This window comes from Vibrio ostreae, from assembly GCF_019226825.1.
Classification (GTDB): Bacteria; Pseudomonadota; Gammaproteobacteria; order Enterobacterales; family Vibrionaceae; genus Vibrio; species Vibrio ostreae.
In genome coordinates, this window is the sequence record NZ_CP076643.1 from 301,778 (window position 1) to 320,601 (window position 18,824).

Here is an 18,824-nt window from a genome sequence, read left to right on the forward strand (position 1 = left end):
AGACATTCCCTCCATCCGGAATGGATGTCTGTTTAAAGGTTGCAGACTCATCACATTGATAATGGATAGCCGCTTTGAAAATTAAACGATTTTTTGCCAAAGACATGAGGACCGCTCTGCTGCAAGTGAAAGAAGAACTTGGCGCAGACGCAGTGATCATGTCGAACAAAAAAGTCGCAGGAGGCGTCGAAATCGTCGCGGCTGTAGATGGGGAAACAGCGTCTGCTGCAGCCCCAGCAGCGGCCAAATCGTACGGCTCTCAGCCAAGACATATCGGCACTCAGGCATCGCCTAAGCTGCAACAGGCAGCAACACGCCGTGAGCTGGAAGAAGACCGGGTCAGTCTGAAAAAAGGTCCGGGCTCAGACAGCTCAATGACCAAGCGCTTTGCCAATATGCTCAGACAGTACAGCCAGGGCGGTGAGGTTCAGGATGAAGAACCTACGTATCGCGCTGAAAACGAAGATTCGCTGTCAGCATTACTTAAGCGTCAGTCTGGCTCACGTTCCTCCGAAAGCAGCGCTCAGATCAAAAGCGACTCACCGCTTGCCAGACTGCTGGGAGAAGAGCGTGCTGAACCGGCTTCCCGTCCGCGTCTCGATCCTTCCCGCTATGAACGGGAGCGCCAGAAAGAGAGCTCACTGAGCGCTGAAGAGCTGGAAGGTATGCGTGAAGAGATGAACTCGATCCGTCGCCTGCTCGAGCATCAGGTCTCTGGTCTGATGTGGCAGGAAGTGGAGCGACGTGAACCGCTGCGCGCCATGCTGATAAAGCGTCTGGAACGGATGGGCGTGTCACTGGATCTGGCGGATCAACTGGCGTGCTATATTCCGGAAGACACCCAGCCACAGAAAGCGTGGAAAGCGCTGCTGGGCCTGGTGTCGGATCAGGTTCCGGTGGTTAAGCAAGATATTCTCAAGCGTGGTGGTGTGGTGGCCCTGCTCGGACCGACCGGGGTCGGTAAAACCACGACTGTCGCTAAACTGGCGGCCCGGGCTGCGATGGAGTTCGGCTCCGACAATGTCGCCCTGGTCACCACTGACACTTACCGTATCGGTGCCCACGAACAATTGTCTATTTACGGACGAATTATGGGTTGCCCGGTAAGAGTCGCTAAAGATTCCAAAGAGTTAGCCGATGTAATATACCAACTGCGTAATCGTCGTCTGATTCTGGTTGATACCGCGGGTATGGGACAGCGTGATGTACGTTTGTCGGAGCAGCTCGACACCCTGATGCAGGAGAGTGGCGAAGTCATCCACAGTTACCTGGTATTACCCGCAACTGCACAACGCAAAGTGTTGCAGGAAACCATTGAGCACTTTAGAAGAATTCCTCTTTCGGGGTGCATTATGACTAAGCTTGATGAGTGTTTGAGCTTAGGTGAATTTGTCAGTGTTGTTGTTCAGAATTCGCTGCCAGTGGCTTATATCGCCAATGGTCAGCGTGTACCCGAAGACATAGTGATTGCCCAGCCCAAATACATGGTGGCGAAGGCGAATGAGTTACTAGAAAAGTCGACAGAGAATGAACCTCACTACTGGAACAGTGATGCAGAGAGATTCTAGGCGGCAGACAGATATGACAAACAAAATGATATATGACCAAGCAAGCGGCTTACGTCGTTTAACCCAACCTTCCGTAACCAAAGTCATCGCGGTGACTGGCGGCAAAGGTGGTGTGGGCAAATCAAACGTGACTCTGGGCATGGCCATTTGTATGGCGCGTCAGGGTAAAAAAGTCATGGTGCTGGATGCTGACCTGGGACTGGCGAATATCGATGTCATGCTGGGGATTCGTCCGAAACGAAACCTCGGTCATGTACTGGCGGGTGAATGTGAGCTTAAAGATGCGATCGTGGAAGGTCCGCATGGCATCAAGATCATTCCGGCTACATCGGGTACCCAGTCAATGACGGAGCTCTCGCATGCTCAGCACGTAGGCCTGATTCGTGCATTCGGCTCGCTGGAAGATGAAATGGACATCCTGCTGGTGGATACCGCAGCCGGTATTTCTGACATGGTGGTGAGCTTTTCTCGTGCGGCGCAAGATGTGGTTGTTGTGGTCTGCGACGAACCGACTTCTATCACCGATGCTTATGCACTGATCAAACTTTTGAGTCGTGAACACCAGGTTCAGCGATTTAAGATTGTCGCCAACATGGTTAGAAGCTATCGTGAAGGCAGGGAATTGTTCGCCAAGTTGACTTTGGTCACGGAGCGTTTCTTAAATGTCAGTATGGAACTCGTCGCCTGTATTCCTCTGGACGATAATGTTCGTCAGGCGGTGAAACGGCAGAGAATCGTGGTAGATGCGTTTCCGCGTTCCCCTGCCGCATTGGCGATTAGCTCTTTGGCCAATAAGGCGTTAACATGGCCGATTCCGAAAACGCCAAGCGGGCATCTGGAGTTCTTTGTGGAACGATTGCTCAACCGGACCGAAATTGTAGGGGAATCATTTGGTGAATAAAGCGCTTACTTATAATCAGTTCGGAACCGTGAACAGCCAGACTCTGTTTCTGGAAAAGTATTCCGTACTGGTTAAGCGTATAGCTCATCACTTAATCGGGCGCCTGCCTCCCAGTGTACTTATTGAAGATTTAATCCAGGCCGGCATGATCGGCTTGCTTGAAGCGCAAAAGAACTACGACGGAAGTAAGGGTGCAAGTTTTGAAACCTATGCCGGGATACGGATTCGGGGTGCGATGCTCGACGATATCCGGCGTGGGGACTGGGTGCCACGCTCAGTACATAAACACAATCGGGAAATCAGCCAGGCGATTGCGGTGTTGGAGGGGGAGCTCAATCGCGACCCAACCGATTCAGAAGTTGCTAAACACATGGGAATGTCATTAGATCAATACCATAGTGTACTAACCGATATAAACTGTTCCAGAATTGTCGGAATTGAAGACTTGGGTGTGACTGATGACGCCATCTCACCGGTCGATGATGCAGAAGATAACACTCCGTTCAAAGGAGTGGCTGATGATGCATTCCGGGAAGCCCTGGTCGCATCGATAAAATCGCTGCCCGAGCGTGAAGCTTTAGTACTTTCGCTCTATTATGATGAAGAGCTAAACTTGAAAGAAATTGGTGAGGTACTGGGGGTGAGTGAGTCCCGAGTGAGCCAGATACTAAGCCAATCAATGCAACGTCTGCGAACCAAATTGAGTTCATGGACACAGAACGACTAACTATCACTGATTTCGAACTCAGTGGAGGCAATTTTGAATAAAAACATGAAAATCCTTATTGTTGACGACTTTTCAACAATGCGCCGTATCGTAAAGAACCTGCTTCGTGACCTGGGTTTCAACAATACTCAGGAAGCGGATGACGGACTGACGGCATTGCCTATGCTTAAAAAAGGTGATTTTGATTTCGTGGTAACTGACTGGAACATGCCGGGTATGCAAGGTATCGACCTGCTCAGAAACATTCGTGCCGATGCCGAACTGAAGCATCTTCCTGTTCTGATGATCACTGCTGAAGCGAAACGTGAGCAGATCATCGAAGCGGCTCAGGCTGGCGTTAACGGCTACATCGTGAAGCCTTTCACCGCTGCAACGTTAAAAGAAAAATTAGAAAAAATCTTCGAGCGTCTATAAAAACTGTCGCATAGACAAAAGTTTGCTCTATTCAACGCGTGGAAGGCTAACGACACAATGATTTCATTAGAACAAGCCAGAGAACTCGTTCATTTGCTTGAAGAAGGTCAGCAAGATCAGGCTAACCTTCTGCTTAAGCGTATTTATGAGTCAGAAAGCAACCCAATGTTCAAGGAGATTGGCGCCTTAACACGTGATCTTCACGATTCTCTCAAGCAGTTTCACGTCGATGAACGAATGAGTGAAATTGCCAATGATGAGATTCCTGATGCACGCGATCGCTTGCATTACGTGATCGAAAAAACCGAAGTGGCCGCCAACAAAACCATGGATGCCGTTGATCGCTGCATGCCGATTGCAGACAGTCTGCATGAAAGTCTGCTTCAGGTTCGTCCGCAATGGAACCAACTGATGCATGGTAAAATCGAGCTGAGTGAGTTCAAAGCGCTGTGTCATCGAATTGACGGTTTGCTGTCTCAGGTAGAAGGTGACAGCAGCGAGTTGCGCGGTCAACTTACCGAAATACTTATGGCTCAGGATTTCCAGGATCTGACCGGGCAGATCATTCGCCGCGTGATTACTCTCGTCAACGAGGTAGAGCAGCGTCTGGTCGAGATTCTGACTGTGTTCGGCAGTGAACAAATAGAACAACAAGAGAAAAGTAAGAAAGCATTAACTGAGCCTGAGGGACCGATTATGAACCCTCATGAACGCAGTGACGCGGTTTCATCTCAAGACGAAGTAGATGACCTGCTATCGAGTCTTGGATTTTAGGGGTAACGTATGAGCTACGATTTAGACGAAGATATTCTTCAGGACTTTCTGGTTGAGGCTGGCGAAATTCTCGATTTGCTGTCCGAACAGTTGGTTGAACTTGAGAATAATCCGGAAGACCGCGATCTTTTAAACGCAATTTTCCGCGGTTTTCATACCGTCAAAGGTGGTGCGGGTTTCTTAGCGCTGACGGAACTGGTTGAGACCTGCCATGGCGCAGAAAACGTGTTCGATATTTTGCGTAACGGACAGCGCTCTGTAACAGCCGGTCTGATGGATACAATGCTTCGTGCATTGGATACCGTCAATGAACAGTTTCGTGCGGTACAAGATCGTGAACCACTGGTAGCTGCTGACCCTGAGCTGCTGGAAGAGCTCCATCATTTATGCAAACCGGAGTCGCAGGACGAAGACATCTCAGCGCAAGCCGAGGTGGCTGAAGTCAGTGTTGAAGAAGAGCCGGTCGCGGAAGATGAGCCTGTGATGGACGATGCTGTGGCCGAGCCTGCTACCCGTAGTGCGCTGGCTGCCGATTCGATCGATGACATTACTCAGGATGAATTTGAAAAGTTGCTGGATGAGCTGCATGGCAAAGGTGCTGCTCCAGGCGCTAAAGCGGCCGCACCTGCCGCCGTAAGTCCTGCCCCGACTGCAGCGTCGACCAACAGCCAAGCGGACGGTGATATCACAGATGACGAGTTCGAACGTCTTCTCGATGAGCTGCATGGTAAAGGTGGCGCACCTGGCAAAGAGAGTGAGTCTGCGGCTGCACCTACTGCGAAAGCGCCGGCCTCTTCGGCTTCGTCTTCTGACAGCGACCTGATGAGCGACGAAGAGTTTGAAAAGCTGCTTGATGAACTGCATGGTGCAGGCAAAGGCCCGTCTATCGAAGAGCTCGACATGGCGACGCGCCCAGCCAGTGAAAACCTGCAGCCTGCGGCGAAAGCGCCAACGGCCAAGCCTGCCGCTGCGCCAGCTGCAAAAGCTTCGCAAGCGCAAACACCGAAGGCGGCGCCGGCCGCTGCCGCGCCAGCGCCTAAAGTGATTGAAGAACCGGCAGAGAAACGTGAAGTTGCTGCGGGCGGCGCTGCTAAGAAAACGCAGGCAGAAGCCACCGTTCGTGTTGATACGTCGACACTGGATACCATTATGAACATGGTCGGTGAACTGGTTCTGGTTCGTAACCGTCTACTCAGCCTGGGTCTGAACAGTAATGACGAAGATTTGTCGAAAGCCGTCTCTAACCTGGATGTGGTGACCGCCGATCTGCAAGGCGCGGTGATGAAAACGCGCATGCAGCCGATCAAGAAAGTGTTCGGTCGTTTCCCGCGCGTGGTACGTGATTTGGCTCGCAGCCTGAAAAAAGACATCGTGCTGGAGATGCGCGGTGAAGAGACCGACCTGGATAAAAACCTGGTTGAGGCGCTGGCGGATCCGCTGATCCACTTGGTGCGTAACTCGGTTGACCACGGGATTGAAATGCCGGAAGACCGGGTAAAAGCGGGTAAGCCGCGCACCGGTAAAGTGATTCTGTCTGCATCGCAGGAAGGCGACCATATTGAACTGTCTATCGTCGACGACGGCGGCGGTATGGACCCGAATAAACTGCGTAGTATTGCCGTTAAACGCGGCATGATGGATGAGGATGCCGCTTCGCGTCTCACCAGCAAAGAGTGCTTCAATCTGATTTTCATGCCTGGTTTCTCCAGTAAAGAGAAGATCTCCGATATTTCGGGACGTGGCGTCGGTATGGACGTGGTGAAAACGGCGATTAATACCCTGAACGGTATGATTGATATCGATTCGGAAATGGGTAAAGGAACCAAGATCACCATTAAAGTGCCTCTGACGTTGGCTATTCTGCCAACCCTGATGGTGGGTGTGGCCGGTTATCCGTTTGCATTGCCGCTGGCAAGTGTCAGTGAAATCTTCCACCTCGATTTAAGTCGTACTAACGTGGTTGATGGTCAATTGACCATTATCGTCCGTGATAAGTCTATCCCGCTGTTTTATTTGCAAAACTGGTTGGCTCCGCAAGCCGGCAGAGTCGAAGCTCGTAAAGGCCATGGCCATGTGGTTATTGTCCAGTTGGGCAATCAGCGTGTCGGTTTTGTGGTTGATACTCTGATTGGCCAGGAAGAGGTGGTGATTAAACCACTTGATAAACTGCTGCAGGGGACACCGGGCATGGCTGGCGCGACGATCACCAGTGATGGCCATATCGCACTGATTCTTGATGTGCCGGATTTGTTGAAGCAGTACGCGGCTGCATCACGAATCTGATTGACCTTAAACAATAAGGATAACTATGGCGATTAGAGTATTAGTTGTTGATGATTCGAGTTTTTTCAGACGTCGTGTTAGCGAAATCATCAACTCTGAGCCGCGCTTGGAAGTGATTGATGTAGCGACAAACGGGCGTGAAGCGGTGGAGAAAGTCCAGCGCCTTAAGCCGGACGTGATCACCATGGATGTCGAGATGCCGGTGATGGACGGCATTACGGCTGTGCGTGAGATCATGGCCAGTACACCGACCCCGATTTTGATGTTTTCATCGCTGACGCATGATGGCGCTAAGGCGACCCTGGATGCGCTGGATTCCGGCGCGCTGGATTTCTTACCGAAAAAGTTTGAAGACATAGCCCGTAACCGTGATGAAGCGGTGACATTGCTGCAGCAACGGGTACTGCAGATTGCGAGCAAAAAGGCGTTCATGCGCCGTCCGGTGGTTGCCCGGTCCGAGCCAGTGACGCCGGCGGCGACCAGTCCGACGGCATCGCCACTACAGCGCAGTAGCCTGTCGACGGGCAATCTGAGTCACAGTCGACCTGTTTCTGTATCGGCACGCTTTAAGGCAACGGGTAAAAAATATCAGTTGACCGCCATTGGTACCTCAACCGGTGGTCCGGTTGCACTGCAGAAGATTTTGACTAAATTGCCTGTCAATTATCCGCACCCGATAGTTTTGATTCAGCACATGCCGGCAACCTTCACCGCCGCTTTTGCCAGCCGCCTCAATTCTCTGTGTAAAATTCAGGTAAAAGAAGCGGAAGACGGTGATGTACTGCGTCCTGGTGTGGCTTATCTTGCGCCAGGCGGTAAACAGATGATGGTGGAAGGACGTCCCGGTGCAGCTAAGCTGCGGATTCTTGATGGCGGAGACCGGATGAATTACAAGCCTTGTGTTGATGTTACCTTTGGCTCGGCATCGAAAGTTTTCAGCGATAAAGTGCTGTCGATGGTGCTGACCGGTATGGGGGCCGATGGCCGTGAAGGCGCACGTATGCTTAAGAACGCAGGCGCGACCATCTGGGCACAGGACGAAGAAAGTTGTGTTGTCTACGGTATGCCGCAAGCGGTCGCCAAAGCCGGTATTTCATCCGAAGATTTACCGTTAGACCGTATCGCTGAGCGAATGCTGGTCGAAGTTGGTCTGGCCTGAGGATTGCGCATGATCGTTTGGAGTGTAGCAAACCAGAAAGGCGGAGTGGGGAAAACCACCACGACCATTACACTGGCAGGTTTGTTAAGTAAACAGGGCAAGCGCGTGTTATTGGTGGATACCGATCCGCACGCATCCCTGACCACGTATCTTGGTTATGATTCCGATGGTGTGCCCGCCAGCCTGTTTGACCTGTTTCAGTTGCGTGAGTATACCGAACAGAGCGTTGAACCGCTGATCCTGAAAACCGATGTGGAAGGGATAGATATTATTCCGGCTCATATGTCTTTGGCTACTTTGGACCGGGTAATGGGTAACCGCAGCGGCATGGGGCTGATTCTGAAACGGGCGTTGCTGGCCCTTCGTCAGCGCTACGATTATGTGCTGATTGACTGCCCTCCGATCCTGGGGGTCATGATGGTCAACGCTTTGGCTGCCAGCGATCGTATTTTGATCCCGGTGCAGACCGAGTTTCTGGCGATGAAAGGTCTGGAGCGCATGGTGCGCACACTGGCGATTATGCAAAAGTCGCGCAGTCGCTCGTTTAAAGTCACCATAGTGCCGACCATGTATGACAAGCGCACCCGGGCATCATTGCAGACGCTTAACCAGTTGAAAAAAGATTACCCGGATCAGGTCTGGACATCAGCGGTACCGATTGATACCAAGTTTCGTGATGCCAGCCTGAAACGTTTACCAGCTTCGCACTTTGCCGAAGGCAGCCGCGGAGTATTTGCCTATAAGCAGTTATTGTTGTTCTTAGAGAGGCTCGCCATCGATGAGTAATCCTTTGCTGTCGAGTGAACAGGCTTTAGACGATTATTTCAATGCTTTGCTTGATGAAGAGCTGGGCGATGACGAGCTGCTTCCAGAGCCAGAACGAGCACCAGAGTTAAAACCTGCGCCGCAGATAGCTGCTGCGGCGCAACAGAATTTCTTTGAGCAAGAGCTGGACGAAATCGAGTTACCCAACCTGAATGACGTCCAGCGTTTACTCAGTCAACTGGAAAACAGTAATCCGGTTGCTGAACTTGATCTCGAACAGGTCATGGAACAGAACACGCTTGATATCGCAGTGCATGAGGTGGTGGCGACACCGGCTGACGTGGACGAAATTCAGGAATGGGATCTTGAACCGGAACTGCACAGCGAAGCAGAGCTGCCAGATAGCATTGCTTTACAAGAGTTACAGGATTTGGCTGAGCCGGACATCAGCGTCACTGAGCCCATCGCAGAGGTGGCACAGCCACAGGCTGAAGTGACAGCAGACCCGACGCCAGAGCCCGCAACTCAAGCGGGTGGCGGATCTCTTGGTCACTGGGACAGCCCGGTACGCAATGAAAATTTTCAGGTGCTCTATTTTGATGTCAATGGTGTGACCTTTGCGGTTCCGCTCGATGAACTGGGCGGGATTCATCAGAAAGGCAGCCTGAACCACTTGATCGGACGACCGGTCTGGTACCTGGGGTTACAGACCAATCGTGATACTCAGCTGGATGTGGTTGATACCGCAAAGTGGGTCATGGCAGAAAAACTGCGAGACGACAGTCATAAAGAACATTATCAGTACATTGTGATGCTTGGTGAAAGCCACTGGGGATTAGCATGTACTAAACTCTTAGGCACGGAATTGCTTAACAGTGACAAAGTTCGCTGGCGGGAACAGGTGGGTAAACGCCCCTGGCTTGCCGGAATGGTGAAAGAAAAAATGTGCGCCTTGATCCATGTTGAGGCATTGATCGCTATGCTAAACGCTGGTCTTGATGTAAAAGCACTGGATAAATAATACATATTTGTCGGGAACGACTATAAGAGGAAAAGGTATGTCTCAAACTAACGAAGTTGAAGTGCGAAAAGAACACTCTAACGACGAAGTGCTGCAGTGGGTGACGTTCCAGCTAGAAGAAGAAACCTATGGCATCAATGTAATGCAGGTGCGTGAAGTTCTGCGTTATACCGAAATTGCTCCGGTTCCCGGTGCTCCGGATTACGTGCTGGGTATCATCAACCTGCGTGGTAATGTTGTCACCGTTATCGATACTCGCTCCCGATTTGGTTTGATGCAAGGTGAGACGACAGATAACACCCGTATCATTGTGATTGAATCAGAGCGCCAGGTGATTGGTATTCTGGTTGATAGCGTGGCGGAAGTGGTATACCTGCGTTCATCTGAAATTGACACCACACCAAGTGTCGGCACAGACGAAAGTTCTAAGTTCATTCAGGGTGTCAGCAACCGTGATGGTAAGCTGCTGATTCTGGTGGATCTGAACAAGCTGCTTAGCGATGAAGAATGGGATGAAATGGCTCATCTGTAATGAGTGATTGGGTCAGCTTAACGCCGTCCGTACTTGCTGCTGGCGGCGCTATTCTATTCGTTCTGCTCTTGCTCGCATTGCTGATGGTACGTCGCTCTCAACGGCGTCATTCCGATATGCTGCGCCAGCAAATCCGCCATCTTGATAAAGAACTGCAAAAAGCCAATAAACAAGCGTTGGAAGTGCGTTCGGTGATGGTAGGGCTGGGTCAGCAGGTTTCCGAGCAACAAGATATTATTTTACATCTGAGTGAACGGTTAAAAGAGCTCGAAAATGCCGATACCGACGGGCGGATGTACAGCCGCGCCTCGAAAATGGTCAAGTTGGGCGCAGATATTAACGAGCTGATCGAAGAGTGTGAACTGCCCAAGGCCGAAGCGGAGTTGATGCTGTCATTGCAGAAAAAAATGTCAGGTCGTGAGGCTATTCCGCCGTTAAGCAGTGATCCGGAACAGCGCTCGTCTGCCGGTAATCAGCAGCGTAGCGCGCGTAAACCGGTCCGGCGCAACTGATATCTGCTGCTGATTTGAGCATAATAATTCAGCTTATCAATAGGCTCGGGCGCAAACTTAATAAGGAAGCATAAGGCTTCCTTTTTTATTGGGCTATGACAGGGTATGCGCTTAATACCTTAGGGTTAGTTGGTGTAAGAAGCTGTTAAAATTTAACAGTTTCTTACCTAGTTTCGTGATTCGAAATACCCTTGGTCTATTTAGTCTCTTTCTGGGTGTGGTAATATAGACGCCCCAAAATAGTGATACAGAAGCCCATGCTGGATGTAAAAAGCCTCACCGCAATTCGTGATGATAGAGCGCTGTTTGAAGGATTGTCTTTTACCATTCAATCCGGTGAACTGGTGCAGATCGAAGGACGTAACGGTACGGGTAAGACGACATTACTGCGCATCATCACCGGCCTTGGTGATCGTGATGAAGGTACTATCCATTGGAACCAAGTCAATATCGAAGCGGATCGTGACAGTTATCATCAGGACTTACTGTTTCTTGGTCATCAGACCGGGATTAAACGTGAGTTAACCGCATTGGAAAATTTGCGTTTTTATCAGTCAGTCCACGCCGGGTCGGCAGTAGGTGAAGATCTCTATCAGGCGCTGACCCAGGTAGGGCTGGCGGGACGAGAAGATGTGCCGGTGGCACATCTTTCTGCCGGACAGCAGCGACGGGTTGCGTTGGCGAGACTATGGCTCAGCCGGAAAAAACTGTGGATTCTGGATGAACCCTTGACTGCGATTGACAAGCAAGGTGCCAAAGTGTTGGAAGCGTTGTTTCTTAAACACGCTGAGCAAGGCGGTATCGTGGTTCTGACCACTCACCAGGATATGTTTGCCGATAATCCCAAGCTGCGTAAAATTAAACTGGGGGATGCCTGATGTTCTCAACTATGGGCACGGTGATCCGGCGTGAACTGCTGATTGCGTTTAGGCGTCAGGCGGATATTTTTAATCCGCTGTGGTTTTTTATCATAGTGATCACCCTGTTTCCGCTGAGCATAGGTCCTGAGCCCGGGCTGTTATCACGTATTGCACCGGGTATTGTCTGGGTGGCGGCGCTGCTGTCTGCTCTGCTCTCGCTCGAGCGTCTGTTTCGTGATGATTTTCAGGATGGTTCACTGGAGCAGATGATGCTGATGCCGGTTCCGTTACCTGTGGTCGTCATTTCTAAAGTATTGGCGCACTGGTTGTTAACCGGTGTCCCGCTTATTCTGATTAGTCCGCTGCTGGCGATTTTGCTGTCTCTGGATTTGGATACCTGGCTGGCCGTGGTATTGACGTTGCTGTTGGGGACTCCAACCCTCAGCTTTATTGGTGCTATAGGCGTGGCGCTGACCGTCGGGCTGCAAAAAGGTGGGGTGCTGCTGAGCCTGCTGGTGCTGCCGCTGTATATTCCAATTTTAATTTTTGCCACTTCAGCGATCGATGCTGCTTCGCTGGGGATGGCGTTTAACGGACAATTGGCCATTATGGCTGCCATGTTTATGGGGGCACTGACCCTGACCCCATTTGCGATCAGTGCAGCACTCAGAGTGAGCGTCAATTGACAGATTGCGGACTGCTGTATCCGTGACATACTGGCAAACCGGACAAGACAGATTCGGTGTCGGAAGCAAAGTGAGAAAGAACAATGTGGAAATGGCTCCATCCCTATGCCAAACCAGAAGCTGCTTACCGTTTATGCGGTAAATTGCAGCCGTGGTTTGTGATTTTAGCGCTGTTATGTCTGGCTGCCGGTACCGTTTGGGGACTGGCTTTTGCGCCGGCTGACTACCAGCAGGGCGATAGTTTTCGAATTATTTATATTCATGTTCCCGCGGCGATCTGGTCGATGGGGGTGTATATGTCGATGGCGATTGCGGCCTTTATCGGCCTGGTTTGGCAGGTGAAATTGTCCGACATGGCCGCTTCAGCGATGGCGCCTATTGGTGCGGTATATACCTTTATCGCGCTGATCACTGGTGCGGTGTGGGGCAAGCCGATGTGGGGCGCCTGGTGGGTATGGGACGCTCGTCTGACGTCCGAACTGATTCTACTGTTCCTCTATCTGGGTGTCATCGCCTTGTATCATGCGTTTGATGACCAGAAAACGGCCGCAAAAGCCGCCGGTATTCTGGCTATTGTCGGGGTCATCAACCTGCCCATTATTCACTTTTCTGTCGAGTGGTGGAATACCCTGCATCAGGGGGCCACTATCACCAAATTTGCCAAGCCATCCATTTCCAACGACATGTTGTGGCCGTTGCTGTTAAATATTTTTGGGTTTGCTTTCTTGTTCGCTGCTCTGGCGATGATTCGTACCCGGAACGAGATCATCAGTAAAGAGAGTCACCGTCCATGGGTGATCCAGCTGGCAACCAGCAAAATGCTCGGGGGGCAATGAGATGTATTTTGACTCAATCGGTGACTTTTTTGCCATGGGAGGCTACGCAGGTTATGTGTGGAGCGCCTTTGGTATCACTTTTGTTTCATTGTTAATTTTGTGGGTGGCGAGTGTTCGTCGCAGCCGGACGCTGCTTAAGCAGGTCGAGGCCAAAATCGCGCGTCAGGCTCGGATTGATGCGGCAAAAAATATGGAGAACACACTATGAACCCAAGACGAAAAAAGCGCCTCGGTATTGTGCTGGCCATTCTGATTGGTCTCGGTGCGACGATTGGTTTGATTTTGTACGCACTGAACCAGAATATGGACCTGTTTTATACTCCGACTGAGCTGGTAAACGGTAAAAGCGGGAAGAAACCGGAAGTCGGCCAGCGACTGCGTATTGGTGGTATGGTACAGAAAGGTTCGGTGAAACGCGATTCTGACTCGTTAAAAGTCAGCTTTTTGCTGCGTGATACCGGGCCGACCGTGACCATTCTTTACGACGGCATTCTGCCGGACCTGTTCCGTGAAGGGCAGGGTATTGTTGCTCAGGGGGTGCTGAAAGACGCCACTACCGTTGAAGCATTCGAAGTTCTGGCTAAGCACGATGAAGAGTATATGCCGCCGGAAATTGCTGAAGCGATGCAGAAAAACCATTCTCCGATGAATTATTCTGAGCAACAGATACAAGGGAGTGCGCAATGATTGCAGAGATAGGACATTTTGCCCTAATCCTGGCACTGGCGCTGGCGTTACTGCTCAGTATATTGCCTTTGATCGGCGCTGCCAAAAACAACGCGACTCTGATGAATGCGGCGCGCCCTCTGTCGCTGGGCATGTTCACTATGCTGGCGTTGTCGTTCGGCATCCTGATGTGGGCCTTCTACAGCAACGATTTTACCGTGCAGTATGTGGCCAGTAATTCCAACAGTCAGCTGCCTTGGTATTACCGTCTGACTGCTGTCTGGGGTGCCCACGAGGGCTCGTTGCTGCTGTGGGTGCTGATTCAGGCTGGCTGGACTCTGGCTGTGGCCACCCTTAGTCGCGGCATGCCGCAAGAGTCGGTTGCACGGGTACTGTCCGTGATGGGTATGATCAGCGTCGGTTTCCTGCTGTTTATCATCGTGACATCGAACCCGTTCACTCGCACTCTGCCATACTTCCCGATCGATGGCCGCGACCTCAATCCGCTGCTGCAGGACCCGGGGCTGATTATCCATCCGCCTATGTTGTATATGGGCTATGTCGGTTTCTCGGTGGCGTTTTCTTTTGCGATTGCATCATTGATGACCGGACGTCTGGACACGGCATGGGCGCGCTGGTCGCGTCCGTGGACGACGGCGGCTTGGCTGTTCCTGACTGTCGGCATTGTACTGGGTTCATGGTGGGCTTATTACGAACTGGGCTGGGGCGGCTGGTGGTTCTGGGATCCGGTCGAAAACGCATCCTTTATGCCTTGGCTGGCTGGTACCGCTTTAATTCACTCACTGGCGGTGACCGAAAAGCGCGGCACGTTTAAGGCCTGGACCGTGTTACTGGCGATTTCAGCGTTCTCACTGAGTCTGCTCGGTACGTTTCTGGTGCGCTCAGGAATTCTGGTTTCGGTGCACGCATTTGCGTCCGACCCGGCGCGCGGCATCTTTATCCTGGCCTTTCTGGTGATTGTGATTGGCGGCTCGCTGCTGCTGTTTGCGCTCAAAGGCGCATCAGTACGGGTGCGAGGCAACTTTGAGCTGGTATCGCGAGAGAATGCCCTGCTGGCCAATAACGTATTACTGATCGCGGCCCTGGTGGTGGTTCTGGTTGGTACTCTGCTGCCGTTGGTGCATAAACAGCTTGGGCTGGGCTCGGTTTCTATCGGCGCGCCATTCTTTAACTCGCTGTTTGCCTGGTTGATGGTGCCGTTCGCGTTTCTGCTCGGTATTGGTCCGCTGATTCGCTGGAAGCGTGACAACCTGAGTAAACTTATCAAACCTATGGTGATTTCCGGCCTGATCTCCCTGCTGCTTGGGGCGATAGTCGTTGACACGACCATGCTGCATTTCAGTGCCATGGCCTATATGGGCTGGGTAATGGCGTTATGGATTGTGTGCCTGCACGCGGTGGAGCTGTATGAACGTGCGACTCATCGTCACGGCTTCCTGACCGGTCTGGGTAAATTGCAACGCAGCCACTGGGCGATGATGTTGGCCCACCTGGGGCTGGCGGTGACGATTATCGGTATCGCGATGGTGCAGAACTACAGCATTGAACGTGATGTGCGCCTGGCGCCTGGTGAACGTTTCCAGCTGCATGATTACGAGTTCTACTTTAAAGGGCTGCGTGATAAAGATGGCCCTAACTACGATGGTTATATTGCCGATTTTGAGGTCACTCAGCAAGGTAAGTACCTCAACACCATGCACGCAGAGAAGCGTTTCTATCGTACGGCGCGCTCTATGATGACCGAAGCGGCGATTGATCGCGGCCTGACGCGCGACCTGTATATCGCGATGGGCGAACGTCTGGATGACAATCATTCCTGGGCGGTACGCATTTACTACAAACCGTTTGTTCGCTGGATTTGGGCGGGTGGTCTTTTGATGGCGATTGGCGGATTGCTGGCCATTAGTGATAAGCGCTACCGTTTCAGAAAGACATCGGCACAGGAGGCATAAGGCATGAATAAGAAGATTCTGTTTATTCCGCTGCTGGCATTTCTGATTCTGGCAGCCGTGTTTGCCACTCAATTGTTCAGAAACTCGGAAGGGGATGATCCGACCAAGCTTGAGTCAGTGTTGGTAGGGAAGAAGGTGCCAACTTTCCGTCTCGAGGATCTGGCTGAGCCCGGCAAACTGTATGATCAGTCGATATTTAAAGGCGAGCCGCTGCTGCTCAATGTCTGGGCAACCTGGTGTCCGACGTGTTATGCCGAGCACCAGTACCTTAACCAGTTATCTGGTCAGGGGGTGAAAATTATCGGTATGAACTACAAAGATCAGCGCGATAAAGCGGTAAAATGGCTCAACAATCTGGGTAATCCATACCTGATCAGTCTGTTTGATGGTAATGGTATGTTGGGTTTGGATCTGGGTGTGTACGGCGCGCCGGAGACATTTCTGATTGATGCTAACGGGGTGATTCGTTACCGCCATGTCGGCGATGTCAATCCTCGCAACTGGCAGGATACCCTGGCGCCGCTTTATCAGAAACTGTTGCAGGAGGCGAAACAATGAAACGTTGGATCCTCGCGATACTGACAAGCCTGATTGTTTCTGCCTCAGCTTTGGCGGCAATCGAAGTGTATGATTTTGACAGCCCGGAGCAGGAGAGCCAGTTTCAGGAACTGAGTAATACACTGCGTTGCCCGAAATGTCAGAACAATACCATTGCAGACTCGAATGCTGCTTTGGCTCAGGACCTGCGTCATAAAGTGTACGAAATGACTAAGCAAGGGCAGTCCAAGCAGGAAATTATCGACTACATGACCGCCCGTTATGGTGATTTTATCACTTATAACCCGCCATTTACCGCCAGTACCGCTATTTTGTGGCTTGGTCCTCTGGCCGTGCTGGCTATCGGTTTTAGCGTAATTGTCGTGCGCAGTCGCAGTAAAACGACCACTGGCCAAGGGCAGCAATGGGACAGTGCTAAAGAAGCGCGCCTTAAGGCGTTGCTGGAAGAAGCTGAAAACGGAGATAAGCACAAATGACTTTATTCTGGATTGCGACGCTTATCCTGGTAACGATTGCCTGTGTGTTTATCGCCATACCGCTTATCCAGCGCAAAGCGAATAATGACACTGTCCTGCGTGACGAGCTGAACAAAGCATTTTACAAGGACCGCCTCAGTGAACTGGAAGAAGAGACCCAGGAAGGTCTGGTTGGCGATCAGAGCGAACTTATTGCCGATTTGAAGCAGTCTCTGCTGGACGATATCCCCGAACAAGGCAAGGCCGTTGAAGCTCGTCAGATGTCGACACTGGCAGTGCTGATACCTTCCGTGCTGGTGGTGGTGCTGAGTTATGGTCTGTATGCCAAGTTTGGTTATTACGATAAAGTCGAGCAGTGGCAAAATATCAGTGCTAATTTACCGGATCTGACCCGTAAGCTGATGGCTCCTGCCGGACAGGGCGTGCAACTGACTGACCAGGAGATGCAGGACCTGACCTTGTCGCTGCGCACTCGGCTATACTATCAACCAGAGGATTCGACCGGTTGGTTGCTACTCGGCCGGATAGGGCTGGCGAACCGGGATATGCAGACGGCGGTTGGTGCAATGAAACATGCTTATGCCCTTGAACCGACGGATGGCGATATCCAACTGGGGTATGCCCAGGCCCTGATGCTGTCTGATGATGAAATGGATCAGAACCAGGCGCGTACGATGTTAGAACGCCTTGCCAGCCGTGATTATGTGGATTTACGGGTCTATTCATTGCTGGCTTTTGATGCCTTTGAACGAGCGGAATATCAGGCGGCTATCGATTATTGGCGTCGTATGCAGCAGATGATAGGTCCGAATGACGCGCGTTACCAGATGCTGACACGCAGTATTGCCAGTGCAGAGCGCAGCCTGGGACAAGGTTCTGATGCCGCTGCGGATTCGGTGCAGGTGACGATATCGCTCGGCGGTAATGTCAGTTTGCCGGCTGACGCAGTGTTGATTGTATCGGTACACACCGCCGATGGCGCCCCGATGCCAGTAGCGGCTGCCCGTTATCCGCTGAGTCAGTTTCCGCGTACTGTGGTGCTTGATGACAGCAACAGCATGATTCAGGGGCGTAAGCTGTCTGATCTTGATTCGCTGATGGTGCGGGTCCGGGTTGACCGTGATGGTAACGTAGCAACAAAACAGGGCGACTGGTTTGGCGAGAGTGAGGCGGTTAATTTAGGTCAACCGGTTGAAGTTGTGATTGATAAGCAGTATTAATTACCCACCTGTATACCCATGTGCTACTTTTTGGGTATAGTTGCTTGATTTGATGTATTAAAGGCCGATGACATCATCGGCTTTTAGCTATGGACTATGATGATGCTGAGCCGTTTAACACGGATTTTTTCCCTATCCGTATTGATGATTCTGGTCGGGTGCAGTTCAGCGCCCGATGATGCCGCTAACGCGGACTCCGACGTAAATGATCCACTGGAAGGATTTAACCGTGCCATGTGGACGGTGAACTACGATTATCTTGACCCGTACGTGGTACGTCCGGTATCGCTGGCGTATGTTGATTATGTACCTTCACCGGTGCGCACTGGCCTGTCCAACTTTCTCTCCAACCTTGATGAGCCAGCCAGCATGATCAACAACCTGTTGATGGGTAATGGTAAAAAAGCGCTCGATCATTTTAACCGCTTCTGGCTCAACTCCACGTTTGGTCTGCTGGGCCTGATTGATATCGCGTCTGAGGCCGGGATCAGTAAGCATGAAGAGAAGGCGTTCAGTGATGCGGTCGGACATTACGGTGTCGGTAACGGCCCTTATGTGATGGCGCCGGGTTATGGTCCGTTGACCGTGCGGGAAACCACCGATCTGGTTGACAGCACTTATGCCCCGTTATCTTATCTCAATATCTGGGCCAGTATCGGTAAATGGGCGATTCAAGGCATGGAAAACCGTGCTGCGCTGGTGTCGCAGGAAGCGATGCTGGACAATTCTCCGGATCCTTATGCGCTGACACGCGAGGTTTATCTGCAGCGCCGTGACTTCAAAGCCGAAATCGAACAACCTGAATATAATCCGGAAGAAGAAGAGTATCTCGACGACTACCTCGACGAAGGTTTCTGATTTGCCCCTTTCCGTGTCGGCCTGCAGCACGATCT

Annotated in this window: 21 protein-coding genes; all 21 read left to right on the forward strand. The window is 51.5% G+C overall.

What is annotated here, in order from left to right:
• Positions 1 to 74 precede the first annotated feature (74 nt).
• The 21 genes from flhF (at position 75) to KNV97_RS07740 (ending at position 18,789) form a co-directional block, all read left to right on the forward strand.
• Complete coding sequence (gene flhF / locus KNV97_RS07640; RefSeq protein ID WP_136482589.1) at positions 75 to 1,568, forward strand: flagellar biosynthesis protein FlhF; 1,494 nt, start codon at positions 75 to 77, stop codon at positions 1,566 to 1,568.
• A 13-nt stretch (positions 1,569 to 1,581) separates the two neighbouring features.
• On the forward strand, positions 1,582 to 2,469 hold the full coding sequence (locus tag KNV97_RS07645) for a MinD/ParA family protein (RefSeq protein WP_168796923.1): 888 nt from the start codon (positions 1,582 to 1,584) through the stop codon (positions 2,467 to 2,469).
• Positions 2,462 to 3,196 carry an RNA polymerase sigma factor FliA gene (locus tag KNV97_RS07650; RefSeq protein WP_136482593.1) on the forward strand — a complete coding sequence of 245 codons (735 nt, stop codon included), beginning with the start codon at positions 2,462 to 2,464 and terminating at the stop codon, positions 3,194 to 3,196. Before KNV97_RS07645 ends, KNV97_RS07650 begins: the two co-directional genes overlap by 8 nt.
• Positions 3,197 to 3,241: 45 nt before the next feature.
• On the forward strand, positions 3,242 to 3,610 hold the full coding sequence (cheY, locus tag KNV97_RS07655) for a chemotaxis response regulator CheY (RefSeq protein ID WP_168796924.1): 369 nt from the start codon (positions 3,242 to 3,244) through the stop codon (positions 3,608 to 3,610).
• A 57-nt stretch (positions 3,611 to 3,667) separates the two neighbouring features.
• A complete protein-coding gene (locus tag KNV97_RS07660) occupies positions 3,668 to 4,384 on the forward strand; it encodes a protein phosphatase CheZ (protein WP_136482597.1) in 717 nt (238 codons plus the stop codon).
• Positions 4,385 to 4,393: 9 nt separating this feature from the next.
• Positions 4,394 to 6,667, forward strand: a complete 2,274-nt coding sequence (locus KNV97_RS07665; RefSeq protein WP_136482598.1) for a chemotaxis protein CheA — start codon at positions 4,394 to 4,396, stop codon at positions 6,665 to 6,667.
• 25 nt (positions 6,668 to 6,692) lie between these two features.
• Positions 6,693 to 7,826 (forward strand): protein-glutamate methylesterase/protein-glutamine glutaminase, encoded by a 1,134-nt coding sequence (locus KNV97_RS07670; RefSeq protein ID WP_136482600.1) that lies wholly within the window; start codon positions 6,693 to 6,695, stop codon positions 7,824 to 7,826.
• A gap of 9 nt (positions 7,827 to 7,835) precedes the next feature.
• Positions 7,836 to 8,612, forward strand: a complete 777-nt coding sequence (locus tag KNV97_RS07675; protein WP_136482602.1) for a ParA family protein — start codon at positions 7,836 to 7,838, stop codon at positions 8,610 to 8,612.
• Positions 8,605 to 9,612, forward strand: coding sequence for a chemotaxis protein CheW (locus tag KNV97_RS07680; RefSeq protein WP_218562836.1), 1,008 nt, complete (start codon positions 8,605 to 8,607; stop codon positions 9,610 to 9,612). Before KNV97_RS07675 ends, KNV97_RS07680 begins: the two co-directional genes overlap by 8 nt.
• Before the next feature lie 37 nt (positions 9,613 to 9,649).
• Positions 9,650 to 10,144: a chemotaxis protein CheW gene (locus KNV97_RS07685; protein ID WP_218562837.1), complete on the forward strand. Its 495-nt coding sequence runs from the start codon at positions 9,650 to 9,652 to the stop codon at positions 10,142 to 10,144.
• Positions 10,144 to 10,656 carry a DUF2802 domain-containing protein gene (locus KNV97_RS07690; protein WP_136482606.1) on the forward strand — a complete coding sequence of 171 codons (513 nt, stop codon included), beginning with the start codon at positions 10,144 to 10,146 and terminating at the stop codon, positions 10,654 to 10,656. The genes KNV97_RS07685 and KNV97_RS07690 overlap by 1 nt, the downstream gene beginning before the upstream one ends.
• Before the next feature lie 257 nt (positions 10,657 to 10,913).
• Positions 10,914 to 11,534, forward strand: coding sequence for a cytochrome c biogenesis heme-transporting ATPase CcmA (gene ccmA, locus KNV97_RS07695; RefSeq protein WP_136482608.1), 621 nt, complete (start codon positions 10,914 to 10,916; stop codon positions 11,532 to 11,534).
• Positions 11,534 to 12,202, forward strand: a complete 669-nt coding sequence (gene ccmB / locus KNV97_RS07700) for a heme exporter protein CcmB (RefSeq protein WP_136482610.1) — start codon at positions 11,534 to 11,536, stop codon at positions 12,200 to 12,202. Before ccmA ends, ccmB begins: the two co-directional genes overlap by 1 nt.
• An 83-nt stretch (positions 12,203 to 12,285) precedes the next feature.
• On the forward strand, positions 12,286 to 13,038 hold the full coding sequence (locus KNV97_RS07705; RefSeq protein ID WP_136482611.1) for a heme ABC transporter permease: 753 nt from the start codon (positions 12,286 to 12,288) through the stop codon (positions 13,036 to 13,038).
• A gap of 1 nt (position 13,039) precedes the next feature.
• Positions 13,040 to 13,246: a heme exporter protein CcmD gene (ccmD, locus tag KNV97_RS07710; RefSeq protein WP_136482613.1), complete on the forward strand. Its 207-nt coding sequence runs from the start codon at positions 13,040 to 13,042 to the stop codon at positions 13,244 to 13,246.
• A complete protein-coding gene (gene ccmE, locus KNV97_RS07715; protein ID WP_136482615.1) occupies positions 13,243 to 13,725 on the forward strand; it encodes a cytochrome c maturation protein CcmE in 483 nt (160 codons plus the stop codon). The genes ccmD and ccmE overlap by 4 nt, the downstream gene beginning before the upstream one ends.
• Complete coding sequence (locus KNV97_RS07720; protein ID WP_136482617.1) at positions 13,722 to 15,677, forward strand: heme lyase CcmF/NrfE family subunit; 1,956 nt, start codon at positions 13,722 to 13,724, stop codon at positions 15,675 to 15,677. Before ccmE ends, KNV97_RS07720 begins: the two co-directional genes overlap by 4 nt.
• Positions 15,678 to 15,680: 3 nt before the next feature.
• Positions 15,681 to 16,235 carry a DsbE family thiol:disulfide interchange protein gene (locus KNV97_RS07725; protein ID WP_136482619.1) on the forward strand — a complete coding sequence of 185 codons (555 nt, stop codon included), beginning with the start codon at positions 15,681 to 15,683 and terminating at the stop codon, positions 16,233 to 16,235.
• Entirely contained in the window at positions 16,232 to 16,711 is a 480-nt protein-coding gene (locus tag KNV97_RS07730) for a cytochrome c-type biogenesis protein (protein ID WP_136482622.1), read from the forward strand. Before KNV97_RS07725 ends, KNV97_RS07730 begins: the two co-directional genes overlap by 4 nt.
• Positions 16,708 to 17,931 (forward strand): c-type cytochrome biogenesis protein CcmI, encoded by a 1,224-nt coding sequence (gene ccmI, locus KNV97_RS07735; RefSeq protein WP_218562838.1) that lies wholly within the window; start codon positions 16,708 to 16,710, stop codon positions 17,929 to 17,931. The genes KNV97_RS07730 and ccmI overlap by 4 nt, the downstream gene beginning before the upstream one ends.
• 102 nt (positions 17,932 to 18,033) lie before the next feature.
• Positions 18,034 to 18,789 carry an MlaA family lipoprotein gene (locus tag KNV97_RS07740; protein WP_136482627.1) on the forward strand — a complete coding sequence of 252 codons (756 nt, stop codon included), beginning with the start codon at positions 18,034 to 18,036 and terminating at the stop codon, positions 18,787 to 18,789.
• Positions 18,790 to 18,824: the final 35 nt, after the last annotated feature.

Bases quoted from the DNA above. Each gene is read 5' to 3' on its own strand.
- KNV97_RS07645 (WP_168796923.1), top strand. From the start codon at position 1,582: ATGACAAACAAAATGATATATGACCAAGCAAGCGGCTTACGTCGTTTA.
- cheY (WP_168796924.1), top strand. From the start codon at position 3,242: ATGAAAATCCTTATTGTTGACGACTTTTCAACAATGCGCCGTATCGTA.
- KNV97_RS07660 (WP_136482597.1), top strand. From the start codon at position 3,668: ATGATTTCATTAGAACAAGCCAGAGAACTCGTTCATTTGCTTGAAGAA.
- KNV97_RS07665 (WP_136482598.1), top strand. From the start codon at position 4,394: ATGAGCTACGATTTAGACGAAGATATTCTTCAGGACTTTCTGGTTGAG.
- KNV97_RS07670 (WP_136482600.1), top strand. From the start codon at position 6,693: ATGGCGATTAGAGTATTAGTTGTTGATGATTCGAGTTTTTTCAGACGT.
- KNV97_RS07675 (WP_136482602.1), top strand. From the start codon at position 7,836: ATGATCGTTTGGAGTGTAGCAAACCAGAAAGGCGGAGTGGGGAAAACC.
- KNV97_RS07680 (WP_218562836.1), top strand. From the start codon at position 8,605: ATGAGTAATCCTTTGCTGTCGAGTGAACAGGCTTTAGACGATTATTTC.
- KNV97_RS07685 (WP_218562837.1), top strand. From the start codon at position 9,650: ATGTCTCAAACTAACGAAGTTGAAGTGCGAAAAGAACACTCTAACGAC.
- KNV97_RS07690 (WP_136482606.1), top strand. From the start codon at position 10,144: ATGAGTGATTGGGTCAGCTTAACGCCGTCCGTACTTGCTGCTGGCGGC.
- ccmA (WP_136482608.1), top strand. From the start codon at position 10,914: ATGCTGGATGTAAAAAGCCTCACCGCAATTCGTGATGATAGAGCGCTG.
- ccmB (WP_136482610.1), top strand. From the start codon at position 11,534: ATGTTCTCAACTATGGGCACGGTGATCCGGCGTGAACTGCTGATTGCG.
- KNV97_RS07705 (WP_136482611.1), top strand. From the start codon at position 12,286: ATGTGGAAATGGCTCCATCCCTATGCCAAACCAGAAGCTGCTTACCGT.
- ccmD (WP_136482613.1), top strand. From the start codon at position 13,040: ATGTATTTTGACTCAATCGGTGACTTTTTTGCCATGGGAGGCTACGCA.
- ccmE (WP_136482615.1), top strand. From the start codon at position 13,243: ATGAACCCAAGACGAAAAAAGCGCCTCGGTATTGTGCTGGCCATTCTG.
- KNV97_RS07720 (WP_136482617.1), top strand. From the start codon at position 13,722: ATGATTGCAGAGATAGGACATTTTGCCCTAATCCTGGCACTGGCGCTG.
- KNV97_RS07725 (WP_136482619.1), top strand. From the start codon at position 15,681: ATGAATAAGAAGATTCTGTTTATTCCGCTGCTGGCATTTCTGATTCTG.
- KNV97_RS07730 (WP_136482622.1), top strand. From the start codon at position 16,232: ATGAAACGTTGGATCCTCGCGATACTGACAAGCCTGATTGTTTCTGCC.
- ccmI (WP_218562838.1), top strand. From the start codon at position 16,708: ATGACTTTATTCTGGATTGCGACGCTTATCCTGGTAACGATTGCCTGT.
- KNV97_RS07740 (WP_136482627.1), top strand. From the start codon at position 18,034: ATGCTGAGCCGTTTAACACGGATTTTTTCCCTATCCGTATTGATGATT.